This is a genomic window from Achromobacter sp. ISS7 (assembly GCF_056523125.1).
The window spans coordinates 1,079,328-1,096,734 of sequence record NZ_JAWRZD010000001.1 but is presented as its reverse complement, the minus strand read 5'-3'; the positions used below and the strand labels follow the sequence as shown (position 1 = coordinate 1,096,734).

Genomic DNA, 17,407 nt, shown 5'->3' with positions numbered 1-17,407 from the left:
TGGCCGCTTCAAGATAAAAGCGCCCCCCCACGGGGGGCAGCAAGCCGAAGGCGCGGCCTCGCCCCGTCCGTCAGCCCGTCTGCTCTTCCTGCGGCCAGTCGCGCAGCACCGGCGCGTCCGGCGCGCCCGGGCCGACGTCGCGCAGATGGTCGTGCTGCAGCAGCGCCATGCGGTAGGCGTCGCGGTAGGTGCCGTTGGAAAAGAACTCTTCCTTGAGCAACCCTTCGATCTGGAAGCCGCAGCGCTCGTAGATGTGGACGGCGGCGCGGTTGTCCTTGTCCACCACCAGGTAGACCTTGTGCAGGTTCAGCACGCGGAAGGCGTAGCCCACCGCGATGCGGGTGGCGGCCTTGGCGTAGCCGCGGCCCTGGTAGCTGGGCGCGATGATGATCTGGAATTCGGCGCGACGGTGGATGTAGTCGATTTCCACCAGTTCCACCAGGCCGGCCGGCTGGCCGGTGTCGTGCTCGATGATGAAGCGCCGCTCGTTCTGGTCGTGCAAGTGGCGGTCATAGAGGGCGACCAGTTCGTCGTAGGCCTCGTAAGGCTCTTCGAACCAATAACGCATGATGACGTCGTTATTGTTGATCTTGTGCACGAAGTGCAGGTCGCCGCGCTCCAGGGGGCGTATTTTGATATCGGATATTACCGACATAGAAACCTCCGAAAGTGCGTCCATTGTAGCTTACGCTGCCCTGAAACGCCCGTTACATGGCGATTTCATGGCAAGAGTGGCTTATTCATTGGCGTGCGGCAAAGAATTGCCTGAAAAAGCGCATGGATACTTGATTTCCGGTTGAACCCGCCGCCGCAACGGTAACGAAATGCGCCCTTCCCTCACGGCTGCGCGGCGCCCTTTTTCACCACGCGCCCGCCCCGGCTGCGACCCGCCACCATCACGGCACCGCGAACGCCGGCAGGCGCTGCTCGATGCGCCGCACCACCTCGTTGGCGGCCGATGACAGCGGCCGCCCGAGCCGCAGCAGCATCTGGCATTCGGGCGCGCTGAGGATCGGATGCGCGATCGGCAGCGCCACCAGTTCGCCGCTGGCCAATTCGTGGTGCACGCCCAGGTTCGGCATCAGCGTCACCCCGGCGCCGCTGATCGCGTACTGCTTGAGCACGCGCAGCGAATTGGTGGTCAGGCTGGGCGTCAGGTGGATGCGTTCGGTGAACTCCAGCAGGTCGACCGCCTGGCGCAGGCCATACGGCGCGGACATCAGCGCGAACGGATACGGCAGGATGTCGGCGATGGTGAGCGGCGCGCGGCGCCGCGCCAGCGCGTGGTCGCGCGCCGCCAGCAGGCAGACCGGGTGCTTGCGGCTGGCGCGGCAGCGCAGCCGCGGATCCACCGGCGGGTTGTAGGCCAGGCCGATGTGCGCGGCGTCGCTGGCCACGGCCTCGACCACCTCGTTGACCGAACCGACGTTGACGCTGATGTTGATGCGCGGATGCTCGATGCAGAACGGCCCGACCACGTGCTCCATCAGGCTGTCGATGAAGCCCTCGCTGATCATCAGGTGCACGTTGCCACGCCGCATGCCGCGCAGTTCCTGCAGGCGGGCGTTCAGGTGCTCCTGCTGCGCGCGACAGGCGCGGTGGTATTCCAGCAGCATGTCGGCGGCCTCGGTCGGCGTCAGGCCGCGCGCGCGGCGCTCGAACAGGGCCACGCCCAGTTCCTTTTCCAGCAGCTGGATCTGGCGGCTGATGACCGACGGCGCGGTGCCGAGCTTGTCGGCGGCGCCGCGGATCGAGCCACAGGCCACGACCTCGTTGAAATACTTCAGACGCGCCTGGCTGATTTCCGCCATCGTTTCCCCTTTATGTTCTGTCATGGACATTCAGGCGCCGGGTCGCATGGCCGCGGCGTTTTTTTTCTGTTGCCCTGAAGGCAACGATAATTTATCACCCAGGTCATTGTTTCGAACACTGCGTGCTCGCAATATGGACGCCGCGCGGACCCGCCCCGGGAACCGCCGCCACCCCAACCACCGCGGCGGGCGCAGACCCGCCCGCGAGGAGACACGCAATGCCCCATCAGGCCACGCCAGGCGCCGATCCGCGCCTGGCTCCGCTCTATCGCAAGATCACCTGGCGCCTGCTGCCGTTCCTGCTGCTCTGTTATGTGTTCGCCTACCTGGACCGCATCAACATCGGCTTCGCCAAGCTGCAGATGCAGCAGGACATCGGCATTTCCGACGCCGTCTACGGCCTGGGCGCCGGCATCTTCTTTCTCGGCTACGTGATGTTCGAGGTGCCCAGCAACCTGCTGCTGACGCGCATCGGCGCGCGCCGCACCATCAGCCGCATCATGGTGCTGTGGGGCCTGACCTCGGCCTCGATGCTGTTCGTGCAGGGCGAATGGAGCTTCTACGTCCTGCGCTTCATGCTGGGCGTGTTCGAGGCCGGCTTCGCCCCCGGCATGATCTTCTACCTGACCTACTGGTATTCGCAGTCGCGCATGGCCGGCGTCATGGCGGTAGTGATGCTGGCCGGCCCGATCGGCGGCATCGTCGGCGGCCCGGTGTCGGCCTGGATCATGACGGCCTTCTCCGGCGCGCATGGCCTGGACGGCTGGCAATGGATGTTCCTGCTGGAAGGCCTGCCCTGCGTGCTGCTGGGCGTGATCGCCTTCCGCTACCTGGATGACAAGCCGGCCGAGGCGCGCTGGCTCAGCGCCGAGGAAAAGGCGCTGCTGGCCGCCGACCTGGACAGCCGCGGCGCGCACAAGAAGCACGCCTTCGCCCAGGTGCTGCGCGACCCGGCCATCTACGGCATGGCGCTGACCTACTTCTGCCTGATCTGCGGCATCTACGCCGTCAGCTTCTGGCTGCCGACGCTGCTCAAGCTGGCGGGGGTCCAGGACACCATGCAGATCGGCCTGTACTCGGCGATCCCCTACGTGGCCGCGGCGGTCTTCATGCTGTGGTTCGCGCGCAGTTCCGATCGCATGCGCGAACGCCGCTGGCACACGCTGGTGCCCGCGCTGCTGGCCGGCGTGGCGCTGTGCATCGCCACCGCGGCGCCGACGCAATTCGCGCTATCCCTGACGGCCATCACGCTGGCCACCGGCTTCATGTGGGCCGCCTACACGGTATTCTGGGCGATTCCGTCGCAGTACCTGCAAGGGGAAGCCGCGGCGGGCGGCATCGCGCTGATCAACAGCATCGGCCTGCTGGGCGGCTTTCTCAGCCCGTCCATCATCGGCTGGATCAAGGAAACCACCGGCAGCCTGTCCGGCGGGCTGTACGCGATCTCCGCCCTGCTGGTGGCCGGCGCCCTGCTGCTGCTGGTGAACCGTCCTCCCCAATCCGCGCCCGCGCGCGCCTGACGCTCCAAGGAATCGATCATGCACATTCTGGTGGCTGGCTTCCAGCACGAGACCAATACCTTCGCGCCGTCCAAGGCGGCCTACGAGAACTTCGTGCGCGGCGAGGGCTTTCCCGCCATGGTGCGCGGCGACGACATGCTGGCGCTGCGCGAGGTCAATATCCCCGCCGGCGGCTTCATCAACGCCGCCCTGGCACAGGGCCACACCGTGCGCACGGTGATCTGGGCCGGCGCCAGCCCGTCGGCCCACGTCACCCGCGACGCCTATGAACGCATCGCCGGCGAGATCGTCGACGCGGCGCGCGCCGGCGGCTTCGACGCCATCTACCTGGACCTGCACGGCGCCATGGTGGCCGAGCATCTGGACGACGGCGAAGGCGAGCTGCTGGCGCGGGTGCGCGCCCTGGTCGGCCCCGGCCTGCCGGTGGTCGGCAGCCTCGACCTGCACGCCAACGTCACCGCGCAGATGCTGCGCGAGGCCGATGCCCTGGCCGCCTTCCGCACCTATCCGCACGTGGACATGGCGGTGACCGGCGAGCACGCCGCGCGCCTGCTGGCCACGCGCGTCGCGGCCGGCGGCAAGTGGGTGCGCGCCGAACGCCGCCTGCCCTTCCTGATCCCGATCAACGGCATGTGCACGATGCTGCAGCCGTCGCAGGGCGTGTACGAGGAACTCGAACGCCTGGAGCAGACGCCGGGCGTGGCCTCGATCTCGTTCGCGCCGGGCTTTCCGGCCGCCGACTTCCCCGAATGCGGGCCGGTGGTGTGGGCCTATGGCACCGACGCCGACGCGGTCGAGCGCGTCACCGAGGCGCTGTACCAACGTGTGCTGGAACTCGAACCGCAATGGTCGCCCGACTTCCTGGCGCCGGCCGACGCCGTCAAGCGCGCCCAGGCGCTGGCGGCCGGCGCCTCGCGTCCCGTGGTCATCGCCGACACCCAGGACAACCCGGGCGCGGGCGGCGACGCCAACACCACCGGCATGCTGCGCGCGCTGGTCGAGGCCAACGCGCAGAACGCCGCGCTGGGCCTGTTCTATGACCCCGAGGCGGTGCGCCAGGCCACCGCCGCCGGCATCGGCAACAAGGTCAGGCTGCGCCTGGGCGGGCAGTCCGGCGTGGCCGGCGACGCGCCCTTCGAGGGCGAGTTCGTGGTCGAGACCCTGTCGCCGGGCAAGCTGCGTTTCGACGGCCCGATGATGAACGGCATGGACGTGGATCTGGAGGCGGTGGCCGGCTTGCGGCTGGGCGGCGTGCGCGTGGTGGTCAGCGCCACCAAGACGCAGATGCTGGACCGCAACCTGTTCCGCGTCGGCGGCGTGCAGCCCGAGGAGATGGCGATCCTGGTGGTCAAGAGCTCGGTGCATTTCCGCGCCGACTTCCAGCCGATCGCCCAGGACGTGCTGGTGGCCAAGGCGCCCGGCCCGATGCAGGCCGATCCCGCCGACCTGCCCTGGACCCGGCTGCAACCCGGCATCCGCATCAAGCCGCTGGGTCCGGCGTTTTCGTTCTGACGCCAACGCGCCGGCTTACCTTACTTGAGCTTGCCCTGCGGGCTGACGAAATCTTCCAGCGTCAGCCCTTTTTCCTTGAGGATGGCTTCCAGCAGCGGCTGCAGGCGGCCCAGGCTTTCCTGGACGGTCTCGCGCACGGTGTCCACCACCACCTGGGTGCTGCGCTCGATCTCGATGTTGACGTGGTCGCCCACCTGCTTGTCCTCGAACACCGTCATGCGGCGGGTCTCCGGGATCAGCCAGACTTCGAACCAGCCCTCGGCGCGGTTCACTTCGGACACGGTCAGGCTGGCGCCATTGATGGCGATGTAGCCCTTGGCGAACACGTACTTGCGGAAGGCCTCGGGGATACTGAAGCGCATCAGGCGATTGGTGTCCGACGACTTCACCATCACCACTTCCGAAGTGAAGTCGACGTGGCCGGACAGCGGATGGCCGCCGATCTCGGCGCCGTCCTTGGCCGCGCGCTCGACGTTGGCGCGGTCGCCTTCTTGGTAGCTGCCCAGCGTGGTGATGGCCAGGCTTTGCAGCATGACATCGAAAGTGGCCTGGTTGGCGTCGAGGATTTCGGTGACCGTCAGGCAGACGCCGTCGGTCGAGACGCTGGCGCCGATCGCCAGGTCCTGGCAGAAGCCCTCGGGAAACGCCAGCGTAAACGTGCGCAGGCCTTCGCGATCCGCGATTTTCGCGATCTTCGCGGTGCCTTGAACAATACCGGTGAACATGCTGATCCTGGATACGGGGCGTGGCGCCCCTGGCAAAACATCAAAGGTAACCGATATTTTGCCACCGGGCGCCCGCCCCGGTCGGGGCGGCGCGCCCGGCCGCCGCCGGATCAGTGGCGGATGGCGATGGTCTTCAGGGTGGTGAAGCCGTACAGCGCCTCGAAGCCCTTTTCACGGCCGTAGCCCGACTGGCGCGAACCGCCGAACGGCAGTTCCACGCCGCCGCCGGCGCCGTAATTGTTGACGAACACCTGGCCGGCGCGCAGCTTGCGCGCCAGGCGCAACTGGCGGCCGCCGTCGCGGGTCCAGACGCCGGCCACCAGGCCATAGAGCGTGCCGTTGGCGATCTCCAGCGCTTCTTCCTCGGTGTCGAACACCATGGCGGCCAGCACCGGGCCGAACACTTCTTCCTGCGCCAGGCGGCTCTTGGGCGGCACGTCGCGGAACAGCACCGGCGGCTGGTAGAAGCCGCTGCCGGGCGCGCCATCCTTGAGCTTGCCGCGCGCCGCGACCTTCAGGCCCTCGGCTTCGGCCTCGGCCAGGAAACCGCGCACGCGGTCGTGCTGGCGGGCGCTGATCAGCGGACCGACGTCCAGGTCCTGCGCGGCCGGACCAGTGACGGTGGCCGAGAACGCCTCGCCCAGGCGCCCCAACACTTTCTCGTAGATGCCGCGCTGGATCAGCACGCGGCTGCCGGCCGAGCAGGTCTGGCCGGCGTTCTGGATGATGGCGGCCAGCAGCACCGGCATGGCGGCGTCCAGGTCGGCGTCGTCGAACACGATCTGCGGCGACTTGCCGCCCAGTTCCAGCGTCACCGGCACGTGGTTCTCGGCGGCGGCGTGCGCCACCATCTTGCCGGTCTGCGGCGAGCCGGTGAACGAGATGTGGTCGATGCCGGGATGCGCCGACAGCGCCGCGCCGGCCTCGTGGCCATAACCCGTGCAGATGTTCAGCGCGCCGGCGGGCAGGCCCACCTCGGCGGCGATCTCGGCCACCTTGAGCAGCGACAGGCAGGCGTCCTCGGCCGGCTTGACCACGCAGGCGTTGCCCGCGGCCAGCGCCGCGCCGACGCTGCGGCCGAAGATCTGCAGCGGGTAATTCCACGGCACGATGTGGCCGGTGACGCCATGCGCCTCGCGCACGGTCAGCACGGTGAAGCCGGGGGTGTAGGGAATGGTCTCGCCGTGCAGCTTGTCGACCGCGCCGGCGTAGAACTCGAAATAGCGCGCCACGGCGGCGGCGTCGGCGCGGGCCTGCTTGATCGGCTTGCCGGCGTCGGCGGATTCCAGCTGCGCCAGTTCTTCCTGGCGCTCCAGCAGCGCGAAGGCGATGCGCATGAGCAGGCGGCTGCGCGCGGCGGGCGCCATCTGGCCCCACTCGCCTTCGAAGGCCTCGCGCGCGGCGACCACGGCGCGGTCCACGTCTTCCTCGCCCGAACGCGCGATGGCGTCGAAGGCCTTGCCATCGGACGGGTTCAGGACGGGAATGGTTTCGCCGCTGGCGGCGGGCACCCATTGATTGGCGATAAAGTTCTTCTGAGTCACGATGTGCGGAGTAAAGTAGCGGCCGGTCGGCCGGTTGCGGGATGGATTCAAGGTAAGGGAGCGCTCCATAACTTGTCAATTGAATTGACAGCTTCCGTCCCAAGCTTCAGGATATTTTCGGCCCGACTGGGGTTATCCCTAGGTATTCAAGCCCTTGCATCGCCGCGCGTGTGCCGGGGCGCCTTGTTCGATTTGTCATGACAGATAACAAACCCGGCGTCCGCGCCGTTGGAGCCCAGCCATGAGCAACGTGCGCGATCCGCAACTGGACAAGCTGCTGAGCGCGGCCACCCGCCCGCGGCCCGAGCTGGACGTGCTGGCGGAAGTGGCGTCCGGCCTGGGCTACGTGCGCGCCGAGCGCTTCGCCGAGCGCGTCTACGAAAGCCTGTTCTACGCCATCGCCACCGGCAAGATCGGGCCTGGCGCCAAGCTGCCCACCGAACTGGAGCTGGCGGCGCTGTTCGAAGTGTCGCGCCCGGTGGTGCGGCAGGCGCTGGACCGGCTGCGCGAAGACCAGCTGGTCGAATCCGTGCGCGGCTCGGGCAGCTACGTGCGCGCCAAGCCCGACCTGATGGGCGGCATGCCGGCGGTCGATCCCGCGCGCCGGGTCGGCCATATCCTGGAAGGCCTGGAACTCCGCATGGTGATCGAGCCGGAATGCGCCTACCTGGCCGCCCTGCGCCGCACCGACGATGACCTGCTGGAGATGGACCGCATGCTGGCCGGCTACGAAGCCGCCGACGCCGCCGGCGCCATCGCCCACCATCATGACTATGGCTTCCACCGCGCCATCGCGGCGGCCACCGGCAACCAGCGCTTCGTGCAGGTGCTCAAATCGCTGGAGTACGACGTCAGCCATGCCGTCAACATGATGCGCCACCTGGTCCACAGCGAACCCTGGAAGCGCACCCGCGCCGCCATCGACGAACACCGCCAGATCTACCGCCTGATCCGCGAACAGGACGCCGAGGGCGCCCGCAACATCATGCGCGCCCACATCGAAAAGGCCCGCAGCCGCATGCTCAACAGCGGCTCGGAACATTAAACCGGAGCGGGCGCTACCATTGCGCGGTGCCAGCCCGGCATTTCACGCGGTTCGCTGCGCGCCGTCGCGCTTGACCTCGATTCACCCCGACTTTCCGTTTGATTCACCACCATGCCTAGCCCCTGCCTGCCCCTGGACCAGCAACTCGTCATCGTCACCGGCGCCAGCCGCGGCCTGGGCGCGGCCATCGCCCGCGCCTTCCTGCGCGAAGGCGCGCGGGTCGTCATCAACTATCTGAATAGCGAAGCCGCGGCCCGTGAACTGGCCGCCACCGCGCCGGACCGCGCGCTGGCCGTGCAGGCGGACGTACGCGACGCCGAGGCGGTCGCCGCCATGGTGGCGCGCGCCAGCGAGCATTTCGGCCGGCCGGTCAGCACCGTGGTCAACAACGCCCTGCCCGCCTTCCAGTTCGACGGCGACGCCCGCCCCCACGCCGACACGCTCGACTGGGCGCGCATGAACGCGCAGCTCGAAGGCAGCGTGCGCGCCGCCCTCAACACCACCCAGGCCGCGCTGCCGTCGATGCGCGCGGCCGGCGGCGGCCGCATCATCAACGTCGGCACCAACCTGGTCCAGAACCCGGTGGTGCCGTACCACGACTACACCGCCGCCAAGGCCGCGCTGCTGGCCTTCACCCGCACGCTATCGCACGAACTGGGCGCCGACGGCATCACCGTCAACATGGTGTCCGGCGGCCTGCTGCGCACCACCGACGCCTCGGCCGCCACGCCCGCCGCGGTGTTCGACCTGATCGCCGCCAGCACGCCGCTGCGCGAGGTGACCACGCCGGAACAGTTCGCCGACGCGGTGCTGTTCTTCGCCAGCCCGTGGTCGCGCGCGGTCACGGGACAGAACCTGATCGTGGATGGCGGGCTGGTGAAGGGGTGAGGCGGCGGCGTCGCGCTGACGGATGGGGTCACCGCGAAGGCCCCTCGCTACCGGCGCCAAGGCGCTGGTCCAGCACGCGGAAATAAGGGCGTTGGCCCCAGGCGGCACGATCGCCGATCACATACAGCCGCGCCTCGGCCCGGCTGACCGCCACATTGAGCAGGTTGGGACTTTGCACGGCCCAATCCTTGGCCCCCGGGCGCTGTGGATTACCGCCCAGCACCAGGATAACGACTTCGGCCTCCTTGCCCTGGGTCGTGTGAAGCGCCGCCCCCTCGACGTTTCCCGCGGTTTCGGACACAAGGAAGGGGCGACTTCGCCAAGCCCTCCTGCTCCCCCTTGCTAGACTGCTGGCACGACATTAATCCCCTGAAAGTTCAACGCCCCGGCTCGCTCATGCGCCACGCTTGCGCCACGCTTTGGAGTGGCACACGACGCATCCGGGCACCAGCCGCGAGCATGTCGCGCACGTCACGCACCGGCATCACGCCGCCGATCCGCTTGCCGAAAAAGTATCCGATCGAATACACTAATCATGTACCACACATAAAGCCGCTGCCAGAGTTCGACGCTTGGTTCGACAGCCTGACAGACCCGGCTACGCGAGCCCGCCTGATCCGCAGGCTTGAAAAGGCCGCGCGGGGTTTGCTGGGTGATGTGAAACCGGTCGGAGAGGGCGTGAGCGAGATGCGCGAGTTCTTTGGCCCTGGCTGGCGCATGTATTACACCGAGCAGGGCGACGTACTGATCGTCATGCTGGGCGGCGGCACAAAGGCCACACAAAGCCGTGACGTCAAGCACGCCAAGGAATTGGCGCGGGCGCTGAGAAACGACGAGGAAGACCAATCATGAGCAAGAAGACGATCAAGGTTTCCGAACTGCCCACCTTCGACCCTGCGCGTTACCTGCGCGACGACAAGGACATCGCCGCCTACTTGACGCAGGTGATCGAGGACGGAGACTTCGGTGAGCTTGCCCAGGCGCTGGGAGTCGCCGCGCGCGCTCGCGGCATGACGCAAATTGCCGAGACCGCCGGTATTGGCCGGGAATCCCTGTACAAGGCCCTGCGTGCCGGCGCCAGCCCACGCTTTGACACCATCGCCAAGGTATGCAAGGCACTAGGCGTGCGTCTCGTCGTCCAGGCCGAGCATCCAGCGTAGGCCCGCACGATGAACATCGCGGCCAAATCGAAAACGCAAGCCGCGCTGGCGGACAGAAAAAGGCCGCATGACCGGGTATCATCTGGCCTTGTCCCTGGCGTCAGCCAACCGCGCCCCGGATGAGTAGCCAGATGAGTAGCTAGACCGGGATTTTGGATGGCATAACCGCCAGAAGCCGCACAAACAAACGGTCTAAGAAAATCATGAAACTCGCCACCTGGAACGTCAATTCCCTCAACGTGCGCCTGCCACAGGTGCTGGACTGGCTGGCCGCCAATCCCGTCGACGTGCTGTGCATCCAGGAACTGAAGCTGACCGACGACAAGTTCCCCGAGGCCGCCTTCAAGGAAGCCGGCTACCACGCGGTCTGGGCCGGCCAGAAGACGTACAACGGCGTCGCCATCGTGTCGCGCGTGCCGGGCACGTCGATGGTCCGCAACATCCCCAACTACGAAGACCCGCAACAGCGCGTGCTGGCCCTGACCTTCCCCAGCGCCGACGGCGACGTGCGCGTGGTCTGCGCCTATTGTCCCAACGGCCAGTCGGTCGGCTCCGACAAGTACGCCTACAAGCTCGAATGGTTCGAGGCCATGCGCGCCTGGCTGGCCGACGAGATCAAGCAGTACCCGCGCCTGGCGGTGCTGGGCGACTACAACGTCGCGCCGGCCGACGAGGACGTGCACAACCCCGAGAAATGGGAAGGCCAAGTGCTCGTGTCCGAACCTGAGCGCCAGGCGCTGCGTGACCTGGTCGACCTGGGCCTGGCCGACTCGTTCCGCCTGTTCGAGCAGCCCGAGAAGTCGTTTTCGTGGTGGGACTACCGCCAGTTCGCCTTCCGCCGCAATGCCGGCCTGCGCATCGACCACATCCTGCTGTCGGCGCCGCTGGTCAAGCGCTGCACCGCCTGCGTCATCGACAAGGAACCGCGCCGCAACGAGCAGCCGTCCGACCACGCGCCGGTGGTGGCCACGCTGACGTTCGATTGAGCAAAAAAACCTGCGCGCCGGCTTGCGCGGCGCGCGGGAATTCCTGTATAGTTGCGCTCTTGCTTGATTTGGGGCGGTAGCTCAGCTGGGAGAGCGTCGCGTTCGCAATGCGAAGGTCGGGAGTTCGATCCTCCTCCGCTCCACCAATTCAAGCTCCAGAGCGATCTGGGGAAGTACAAGACAGCGCCTTATGGCGCTGTTTTTGTTTGCTCCCGCGGCGGGCACGGCTCGTGGATTCAAGACCGCAGCAAGGAAATGCGGGGCTTGCCATATTCCTGCCGGTAACACACGCATAGCAACAGCCTGCCGACCCGCTCGCACCGCGCGACGAATCTCCAGCGGCTGAACACCAGGCCGATTTCTTCCGACCCGCCCCGGTCGAGCGGCCGCGCCCAGGTGATGGACAAGCGCGGCAGCGCATGCAACAGCCCCAGCCCCACGCTTTTCGCGCAAGCCTCGCGCGCGACCCAACCGGCCAGGAAGTCCACGACGACGCGATCCCGCCGCGCCAGCCAAGCCGCCAGGCGGTGTTGGCGCGCGGCCAGGTCGGGCCGATCCAGAGCCTCGATGTCTATGCCCACGTACTTGCGATTGGCGTATAGCCGCGCCTGCATGCCGGAACTGTCGCTCACGCTGAAACCGGCAAGGCCGGGAAGGTACGGCTTGCCCAGTCGCGTGCGCGCGGCCCGCCTGGAAAGCACGGGATCCAAGGCACCCAGCACCACCGTGACGTCAAAGTTCGACGAGGGTACGGTCATGCGTGCCGGTCGCGATCAGGGTGTCGGCCTCGCCCGTCACGGCGTGCGCCCTGAAGCGCAGGGAATTGCCGAACATGGCCTCTACCGTAATCGTCAGCCGCACCGCGCTGCCCGGATGCGCGGGCGCCACGTGCCGCACGCTGACCGCATGCCCGACCGACCCGCAACGCCCGCCGCCCGCCAGCCGGATGCACTCCGTCGCATAGGACTCGATCCAATAGACAATTACCGGGGTGGCCAGCACATCCAGATCGCCGCCATAGCTCAATGCGCTTGCGGCGGCATCGACCACGCAGGTTTTCCTGAACTGCTGGCCGGCCTGAAACAATGCCTGCGCCTGTAGCGTCGGGCGATCCATCTAGACGCGCTCGAGCGCGGCGAGCGTATCCGCCGCATTGCCGAAGCGATCCTTGAACATGGAGATCCAGCGCTCCAAGCCAAACGCGACGCAACTGGTATGCACGAAGCTGCCGGCCAGGTGGATATCGAACTTTTCACCGAAGTAGTTGCGGTGATAGTTCAGCGAAGACACGGCGTGGCCGTCGAACACCAGTTCACGCTTGGTGGGCGTCAGCGCCGACAGGCGCGCCACGGCGCTGCCTGAATCAAAGAAGGGATCGTTGGCTTCTTCGCAACCCGCGCTGATTCCCAGTTGCGCAAACAAGGAAAACAGGCGGTCGTAGCCCGCTTCCAGGTGCGCCTGCGCTCCCTCCGCGGTGCCCAGGTACACGTATTCCTTCATGGTGAAGTTGAAGGCACGGTAACGATCCAACGCCTTGTCCTCGTGCCGGAAGCAACGCGCGATGCAGGATTCCACCCGCGCCTCGTCCAGATGCTGCCCTTGCAGTCCCAGGTAGACCTTGTAGCAAGTCGCCGGCAACAGCGCCACGTCGGCGACAAGCGCCTTGAAATCCTGGTCCAGCTTGCGCTGGCCGCGTGCGAACCCCAGCAACTCCCCCTGCTCTATCGAGCACATGACGCAGGTCAGATGGGGGAAATTGCGCACATAACCCAGCGCATTGATCTCTTCATGGGCCAGCAAGCTGTCGAACTCCGTGGTGGCGTCGGGCGCAATCGAGAATATGTCGTCCAGTTTGCCTTGCAGCACGGTCTTTACCTGGTGCCATTGCTTTTCGATGATCACGATGAAATCTCCTGAAAATCCCTCAAAGCACTTGAAGAATGCGGACAGAACCAAGCCTTACGACGTCAAGTCAGCCAGCACCTGCCGCACGGTTCGAATGGAATGCGTGTCCTTGCAGGACGTTCCGCAATACAACGCCATGTCCTCGATCAAGCCCTCGGTGTGGACGGTGGGTACCGCAACGCTGTACCGCAGGATGGGATAACGTTTTCCAAAGTAGTACGCAGTACCGATGACGCTTGCCGGCAGCGATTCTTCGCAACTGGCATTGCGGATAACCCGGTGGCGATGGGTATGCCACCCCACGCTGAAGCGGTCGGTGACTACGGTATCGCCGGGCGTGGCGTTTACGATCGCCTGCTTGTAGCGCTCGTGCGCCGCGGACTCCCGGGTTGCCGCGAATACCGTGCCGCACAGCACGCCGGAAAATCCGGCCTGCATCACCTGGCGCAACTCCACCGCATTGCTGATACCGCCGCTTATGAACACCATGCGCTTGTCGACGCCATGGCGGGCGGCCTGGTCCAGCGCCTCGTCGCGCGCGGTCGAGCCCAGGTGATGGCCGCCCGCCTCCGTCGTCTGCAGTACGCCAAAACGCGCGCCGGCATCGAACCCCGCTTCCAGCTCGTCCCAGGTCCCCCCTTGCACGCCATACTCCATCCCTGCCGGCAAGGCCCGCAGCACAGTGGCGCCCGGCAGGCCGAAGAAGGTCACGATCGGCCGCTCCGGACGGTCAGCCAAGAACGCCAACCGGTCCAGCAATACGTCCGCGTCCAGCACGAAGGGCACCAGATTCACGCCAAAGCGCGCCCGGGTCAGCGTGGCGGTCTGCGCCAGCAACACGCCGATCTCGTCAAGCGTATGGCGATACAGGCCAATCATGCCGAACGCGCCCGCCTCGCACACGGCGGCCGCCAGTTCCGGCTGCGCCACGCCGCCCATGCCGGCCTGCAGAACGGGCAAGCGCGCGCCAAAAAGCGCTTCCACCTTGGAACTGCTGGCAATCTGCGCCATGGTCTGCCTCCGCCCTATAGCGCGGCCAGATTCAAGTCCGTCACCAGCCCCTGTTTGGTGAAGTAGGCGGCGCTACGCTTGAACCATTGCTCGTGGATGGCCTTGCGCGCCGGATGCGACCTCAGCGCGTTACGCATGGCGTTACCGTTGCGAAAACCCAGTGGCTCGTAGACTTTGGCATCGTCATAGACGGCGGGGTTGTACATCAGGCTGATGAAGTAGCGAAACATATTCGTCACGGTGCGCGCCACCTCCGCCCGCGTCGCGTCGGGATCGCCGCCGCGCTCCAACGCCAGCCGGTACAGGCGTGGCACCATTTCCCGGCCGAAGGACACATGGCGGGACTCATCCACATGATGCTGGTAGTTGATCTGCTTGAGGATCTCGGTGATGCCGTCCGTGGTGCCGACCTTATGGTTGTAGTAGTCGACGAACTCCTCGAAGATCAGGGTGCTGGCGAACATGTACAAGTCGTCCAGCTCCGGCGTGGACGCCTGCGCATCGCCCTGCAACTGAATGGATGGATATATCTTTCCCGCATAATCGAGACAGGCCTTGGCGAAATACCACATATGGAAGTTCTCTTCGCCCATGAAGATATGCAAGTATTCGGATACGTCGGCATAGCGCTCTTCATAGATGCACCGGCTGACAAAGCCCAGCACCCCCTTGATGCCATGCACGTTCAGGCTGAAGAAATTGACGGCCTCCCACTTGCTCAGCCTTATCTGCTGCGCGGTGTCCAGTTGCTCTTGCAGGGGCGTTCCATAGGTAGTGAGCAAGTCATTGCTGCACCAAGGCTGGTCATCCGGGATATGGGCGGGCCATTCAAAACGCTCGTAGGGATCATGTGAACGCCCTTTGGACAGCGTCTTCAGGCGGTCGATTCTTGAGTAGTCGAATGTCATGTTGCGCTCCCGGGGCTAGCGCTGTGCCTGGACGAAATTGACGATGGCATCCACCGTGCGCAGGTCGTCGACGGTGATGGCGGTGGAGACGTCATGTCCCACCAGTTCGCCCAGGAACATGATGAAGTCCAGGAACTGCATGCTGTCCAGGATGCGCTCTTCGATCAGGTTCTTCTCTTTGATGCCTTCGACCTGCGCATTGCGGTTTTCCTTCAGCCAGGCGATCACTTCGGCTTCGGTATCGGTGATGGTCTGTGTGGACATATAGGCTCCGGTTCGATAAATGGATAACGGGTCAGACCTTGACGGCCGACAGCAGGCAAAAACCGCTGCTCTCCTGGCGCAGCACGGCCTGGCGCTCAAAGCCGGCAACCGCGATGTGCGCCTGCATGTCGCCCACCGTCCAACTGCGCCCGCCGTCCCACAGCGCCAGCGCGGACAGGTTGTGCAACGTGGTGAACAGCGGCGCACGCCGGTCCTCGGCAAGGAAGTAGCCTTGCACCAACAAGGTGCCGCCTGGACGCAATGCCTGCCTGGCGCGCTCCAGCATCGATCGGCACACCTGCGCGCTCTCCTGATGCAGCACGTTTGAAAAGAGCAACGCGTCGACCTTCTCGCCAAAATCGTCCTGCCGATAATCGGCCACCTTGGCGCTCACGCGGTCCGCCAGGCCGGCAGCCCGCGCGGTTTCGAGCGTGATCTCGACGACCGGCGCCAGATCCAGAACCCGGGCGGTTACGTCGGGCCGCGCCGCGCACAAGGCAATGGAATACGTGCCTGCGCCCCCACCCACATCCACCAGGTGACGAATGGGCACGTCTTTCAACGCCTGCGCAAACGCAGGGCCCGACCGGGACGCGAACTGATGCATGCCGAGGATGAAATCGCGCATGAACTGGGGGTCTTCGCCCAGCCACTTGGATTGGTTGTCCACCGCCTCGCCCCGGCGCACCGCCTCGGCCAGTTGCGCCCATGGCTGCTTCCAGCGCGCCATGACGCGGAGCCAGCACAACAGGGATTCGGGGCTGTCCTCGGTGAGAAAACGCGCACTGAGATCGGTATTGGCGTAGCGCCCGCCGTCGCCGATCAGCAGTTTTTGCGCGACCGCGCAGTCCAGCAAGCGTTCCAGCGGCTCGGATTCGCACCCAAGTTCCAGCGCCAGTTCGGCGCAGGTACGGGGTTGGGACAAACGCTGGGCAATCCCCAGGTCGGCCAAGGCATACAAGGGCTGACCCTCCCAATGCCCGAACGCCAACCGGGAAAACGCCATGAAGCTCACATCCATCGAGATTCCCTCCTGATTCAACGGTGATGGCCGGACGGCCAGACAGGTGAACACGCAACAACCCCGGGGACGGAGTTGGAAACCAGCGCTCAGGATGTATGCACGCAAAGCCGATGGAGATCCGGCCGCATGCGCCATCCTGGGAGTTGACAGCGATCTTGCGGGGCGGCTAAAAGGCGTCGCCGGAGTGTCTTCGATGGTCCATATATTGGACCAATATTTATTCTTTAATTTTCGAGCATTCTATACCCGCGAGGAAAATAGGCAATAATAAATTTCACGCTAATTAAAAGGTCCAATATATGGACCTAAACAGTGTTTAATCAAAAGGTGTGGGCATGGAATGGAGCATGGCGGCACTACTGGTCGGCGCGGGCGCGTTGGGCGGCGTTATCAATGCGTTGGCGGGTGGCGCCACACTGATTACGTTTCCCGCGATGGTGGCTGCGGGCCTGCCGCCCGTCATTGCCAACGCCTCCAGCGCGGTAGCCATATCGCCCGGCCATATCCTGGCGGCGCTGGCCGATCGTGAGAATCTGCCGGCTCCCGATCGGCGCTTCTGGTTGCTATCGATCGCCGCCACCGCGGGCGGCGCGCTGGGCGCATTCATCCTGCTTGCCATTCCCCCCGCCTATTTCATCCTGCCCGTGCCGGCCCTGATCGCGTTTGCCACCTTGCTGTTTGCCTTTGCGCCTCAGGTTCAGGCCTGGAGCGCGCGCCGGCGCGGTGGCCAAGCGCAGGACGGACCCGCGCGCGGCCTGCTGCCGATCGCGTTGGCCTCCGTGTATGGGGGGTTTTTTGGCGCCGGGCTGGGCGTGATCCTGACCGCGGTAATTTCGATCACGGATCCCGGAAACCTGCGCGCCATAAAATCGCTGAAAAACCTGCTGGCCACGTTCGTCACCGCCGCGGCGATCGTCATCTTTATCGCGCAGGGCTCGGTGCATTGGCCCGCCACGCTGTGCATGCTGGCCGGCGCGCTGGCAGGCGGCTACCTGGGCGGCCACTTGATACGCGTCTTGCCTGCTTCGGCAATCCGGGCGTTCGTCATTGTCACGGGCGCCGTCATGACCGTGATCTATGCTACGAAGTACTGGTTCTGAACGG

At 65.6% G+C, this 17,407-nt stretch carries 20 protein-coding genes and 1 tRNA gene; 9 read left to right on the top strand and 12 right to left on the bottom strand.

Annotated elements, in window-relative coordinates; all coding sequences use genetic code 11:
* Positions 1 to 70 precede the first annotated feature (70 nt).
* Complete coding sequence (gene speG, locus AC1HFW_RS05100; RefSeq protein ID WP_006394339.1) at positions 71 to 655, bottom strand: spermidine N1-acetyltransferase; 585 nt, start codon at positions 653 to 655, stop codon at positions 71 to 73.
* 241 nt (positions 656 to 896) lie between these two features.
* Positions 897 to 1,811 carry a LysR family transcriptional regulator gene (locus AC1HFW_RS05095; RefSeq protein WP_479282110.1) on the bottom strand — a complete coding sequence of 305 codons (915 nt, stop codon included), beginning with the start codon at positions 1,809 to 1,811 and terminating at the stop codon, positions 897 to 899.
* 218 nt (positions 1,812 to 2,029) lie between these two features.
* Here AC1HFW_RS05095 and AC1HFW_RS05090 point away from each other — a divergent pair, with 218 nt between their 5' ends.
* The gene (locus AC1HFW_RS05090; RefSeq protein ID WP_006394337.1) at positions 2,030 to 3,331 is read left to right on the top strand and encodes an MFS transporter; all 1,302 of its coding nucleotides are present in this window, start codon (positions 2,030 to 2,032) and stop codon (positions 3,329 to 3,331) included.
* An 18-nt stretch (positions 3,332 to 3,349) separates the two neighbouring features.
* Entirely contained in the window at positions 3,350 to 4,843 is a 1,494-nt protein-coding gene (locus tag AC1HFW_RS05085; RefSeq protein ID WP_479282107.1) for a M81 family metallopeptidase, read from the top strand.
* Between the two features lie 20 nt (positions 4,844 to 4,863).
* Here AC1HFW_RS05085 and AC1HFW_RS05080 read toward each other — a convergent pair whose 3' ends face one another.
* Positions 4,864 to 5,568 (bottom strand): riboflavin synthase, encoded by a 705-nt coding sequence (locus AC1HFW_RS05080; RefSeq protein WP_006394335.1) that lies wholly within the window; start codon positions 5,566 to 5,568, stop codon positions 4,864 to 4,866.
* Between the two features lie 110 nt (positions 5,569 to 5,678).
* Positions 5,679 to 7,112 (bottom strand): aldehyde dehydrogenase family protein, encoded by a 1,434-nt coding sequence (locus tag AC1HFW_RS05075; protein WP_479282105.1) that lies wholly within the window; start codon positions 7,110 to 7,112, stop codon positions 5,679 to 5,681.
* 241 nt (positions 7,113 to 7,353) lie between these two features.
* Here AC1HFW_RS05075 and AC1HFW_RS05070 point away from each other — a divergent pair, with 241 nt between their 5' ends.
* Positions 7,354 to 8,157, top strand: a complete 804-nt coding sequence (locus tag AC1HFW_RS05070) for a FadR/GntR family transcriptional regulator (protein WP_054432059.1) — start codon at positions 7,354 to 7,356, stop codon at positions 8,155 to 8,157.
* A 111-nt stretch (positions 8,158 to 8,268) separates the two neighbouring features.
* Positions 8,269 to 9,045: a 3-oxoacyl-ACP reductase gene (locus AC1HFW_RS05065; protein WP_479282103.1), complete on the top strand. Its 777-nt coding sequence runs from the start codon at positions 8,269 to 8,271 to the stop codon at positions 9,043 to 9,045.
* 28 nt (positions 9,046 to 9,073) lie between these two features.
* On the opposite strand, the gene AC1HFW_RS05060 is transcribed toward AC1HFW_RS05065, so the two are convergent.
* Entirely contained in the window at positions 9,074 to 9,223 is a 150-nt protein-coding gene (locus AC1HFW_RS05060) for a P-loop NTPase family protein (RefSeq protein WP_241068043.1), read from the bottom strand.
* A gap of 281 nt (positions 9,224 to 9,504) precedes the next feature.
* Here AC1HFW_RS05060 and AC1HFW_RS05055 point away from each other — a divergent pair, with 281 nt between their 5' ends.
* The 4 genes from AC1HFW_RS05055 to AC1HFW_RS05040 all read left to right on the top strand — a co-directional run bounded on the left by AC1HFW_RS05055 (position 9,505) and on the right by AC1HFW_RS05040 (position 11,337).
* Positions 9,505 to 9,897 carry a type II toxin-antitoxin system RelE/ParE family toxin gene (locus AC1HFW_RS05055; protein WP_479282101.1) on the top strand — a complete coding sequence of 131 codons (393 nt, stop codon included), beginning with the start codon at positions 9,505 to 9,507 and terminating at the stop codon, positions 9,895 to 9,897.
* Positions 9,894 to 10,205 carry an addiction module antidote protein gene (locus AC1HFW_RS05050; protein ID WP_006394330.1) on the top strand — a complete coding sequence of 104 codons (312 nt, stop codon included), beginning with the start codon at positions 9,894 to 9,896 and terminating at the stop codon, positions 10,203 to 10,205. Before AC1HFW_RS05055 ends, AC1HFW_RS05050 begins: the two co-directional genes overlap by 4 nt.
* A 203-nt stretch (positions 10,206 to 10,408) precedes the next feature.
* A complete protein-coding gene (xth, locus tag AC1HFW_RS05045) occupies positions 10,409 to 11,191 on the top strand; it encodes an exodeoxyribonuclease III (protein WP_061071594.1) in 783 nt (260 codons plus the stop codon).
* Positions 11,192 to 11,261: 70 nt separating this feature from the next.
* Positions 11,262 to 11,337: transfer RNA gene (locus AC1HFW_RS05040), tRNA-Ala, on the top strand.
* A gap of 90 nt (positions 11,338 to 11,427) precedes the next feature.
* Here the strand turns inward: AC1HFW_RS05040 and AC1HFW_RS05035 are convergent.
* Genes AC1HFW_RS05035 through AC1HFW_RS05005 form a run of 7 tightly spaced genes read right to left on the bottom strand, consistent with a single transcriptional unit; the run spans position 11,428 to position 16,300 of the window.
* Entirely contained in the window at positions 11,428 to 11,949 is a 522-nt protein-coding gene (locus AC1HFW_RS05035) for a 4'-phosphopantetheinyl transferase family protein (protein ID WP_238891376.1), read from the bottom strand.
* The gene (locus tag AC1HFW_RS05030) at positions 11,924 to 12,307 is read right to left on the bottom strand and encodes a thioesterase family protein (RefSeq protein ID WP_479282099.1); all 384 of its coding nucleotides are present in this window, start codon (positions 12,305 to 12,307) and stop codon (positions 11,924 to 11,926) included. The genes AC1HFW_RS05035 and AC1HFW_RS05030 overlap by 26 nt, the downstream gene beginning before the upstream one ends.
* Positions 12,308 to 13,093: a class-II aminoacyl-tRNA synthetase family protein gene (locus AC1HFW_RS05025; RefSeq protein ID WP_061071597.1), complete on the bottom strand. Its 786-nt coding sequence runs from the start codon at positions 13,091 to 13,093 to the stop codon at positions 12,308 to 12,310.
* 57 nt (positions 13,094 to 13,150) lie between these two features.
* On the bottom strand, positions 13,151 to 14,107 hold the full coding sequence (locus tag AC1HFW_RS05020; RefSeq protein WP_238891374.1) for an NAD(P)H-dependent flavin oxidoreductase: 957 nt from the start codon (positions 14,105 to 14,107) through the stop codon (positions 13,151 to 13,153).
* Positions 14,108 to 14,121: 14 nt separating this feature from the next.
* Positions 14,122 to 15,015: a diiron oxygenase gene (locus tag AC1HFW_RS05015; RefSeq protein ID WP_061071599.1), complete on the bottom strand. Its 894-nt coding sequence runs from the start codon at positions 15,013 to 15,015 to the stop codon at positions 14,122 to 14,124.
* A 15-nt stretch (positions 15,016 to 15,030) separates the two neighbouring features.
* Positions 15,031 to 15,279, bottom strand: coding sequence for an acyl carrier protein (locus AC1HFW_RS05010; RefSeq protein WP_061071600.1), 249 nt, complete (start codon positions 15,277 to 15,279; stop codon positions 15,031 to 15,033).
* 31 nt (positions 15,280 to 15,310) lie between these two features.
* Positions 15,311 to 16,300, bottom strand: a complete 990-nt coding sequence (locus AC1HFW_RS05005) for a methyltransferase (protein ID WP_479282096.1) — start codon at positions 16,298 to 16,300, stop codon at positions 15,311 to 15,313.
* Between the two features lie 350 nt (positions 16,301 to 16,650).
* Between AC1HFW_RS05005 and AC1HFW_RS05000 the strand changes: the two genes are divergently transcribed.
* Positions 16,651 to 17,403, top strand: coding sequence for a sulfite exporter TauE/SafE family protein (locus tag AC1HFW_RS05000; protein ID WP_225856669.1), 753 nt, complete (start codon positions 16,651 to 16,653; stop codon positions 17,401 to 17,403).
* Positions 17,404 to 17,407 lie beyond the last annotated feature (4 nt).

Bases quoted from the DNA above. Each gene is read 5' to 3' on its own strand.
- speG (WP_006394339.1), bottom strand. From the start codon at position 655: ATGTCGGTAATATCCGATATCAAAATACGCCCCCTGGAGCGCGGCGAC.
- AC1HFW_RS05095 (WP_479282110.1), bottom strand. From the start codon at position 1,811: ATGGCGGAAATCAGCCAGGCGCGTCTGAAGTATTTCAACGAGGTCGTG.
- AC1HFW_RS05090 (WP_006394337.1), top strand. From the start codon at position 2,030: ATGCCCCATCAGGCCACGCCAGGCGCCGATCCGCGCCTGGCTCCGCTC.
- AC1HFW_RS05085 (WP_479282107.1), top strand. From the start codon at position 3,350: ATGCACATTCTGGTGGCTGGCTTCCAGCACGAGACCAATACCTTCGCG.
- AC1HFW_RS05080 (WP_006394335.1), bottom strand. From the start codon at position 5,568: ATGTTCACCGGTATTGTTCAAGGCACCGCGAAGATCGCGAAAATCGCG.
- AC1HFW_RS05070 (WP_054432059.1), top strand. From the start codon at position 7,354: ATGAGCAACGTGCGCGATCCGCAACTGGACAAGCTGCTGAGCGCGGCC.
- AC1HFW_RS05065 (WP_479282103.1), top strand. From the start codon at position 8,269: ATGCCTAGCCCCTGCCTGCCCCTGGACCAGCAACTCGTCATCGTCACC.
- AC1HFW_RS05055 (WP_479282101.1), top strand. From the start codon at position 9,505: ATGTCGCGCACGTCACGCACCGGCATCACGCCGCCGATCCGCTTGCCG.
- AC1HFW_RS05050 (WP_006394330.1), top strand. From the start codon at position 9,894: ATGAGCAAGAAGACGATCAAGGTTTCCGAACTGCCCACCTTCGACCCT.
- xth (WP_061071594.1), top strand. From the start codon at position 10,409: ATGAAACTCGCCACCTGGAACGTCAATTCCCTCAACGTGCGCCTGCCA.
- AC1HFW_RS05035 (WP_238891376.1), bottom strand. From the start codon at position 11,949: ATGACCGTACCCTCGTCGAACTTTGACGTCACGGTGGTGCTGGGTGCC.
- AC1HFW_RS05030 (WP_479282099.1), bottom strand. From the start codon at position 12,307: ATGGATCGCCCGACGCTACAGGCGCAGGCATTGTTTCAGGCCGGCCAG.
- AC1HFW_RS05020 (WP_238891374.1), bottom strand. From the start codon at position 14,107: ATGGCGCAGATTGCCAGCAGTTCCAAGGTGGAAGCGCTTTTTGGCGCG.
- AC1HFW_RS05015 (WP_061071599.1), bottom strand. From the start codon at position 15,015: ATGACATTCGACTACTCAAGAATCGACCGCCTGAAGACGCTGTCCAAA.
- AC1HFW_RS05010 (WP_061071600.1), bottom strand. From the start codon at position 15,279: ATGTCCACACAGACCATCACCGATACCGAAGCCGAAGTGATCGCCTGG.
- AC1HFW_RS05005 (WP_479282096.1), bottom strand. From the start codon at position 16,300: ATGGATGTGAGCTTCATGGCGTTTTCCCGGTTGGCGTTCGGGCATTGG.
- AC1HFW_RS05000 (WP_225856669.1), top strand. From the start codon at position 16,651: ATGGCGGCACTACTGGTCGGCGCGGGCGCGTTGGGCGGCGTTATCAAT.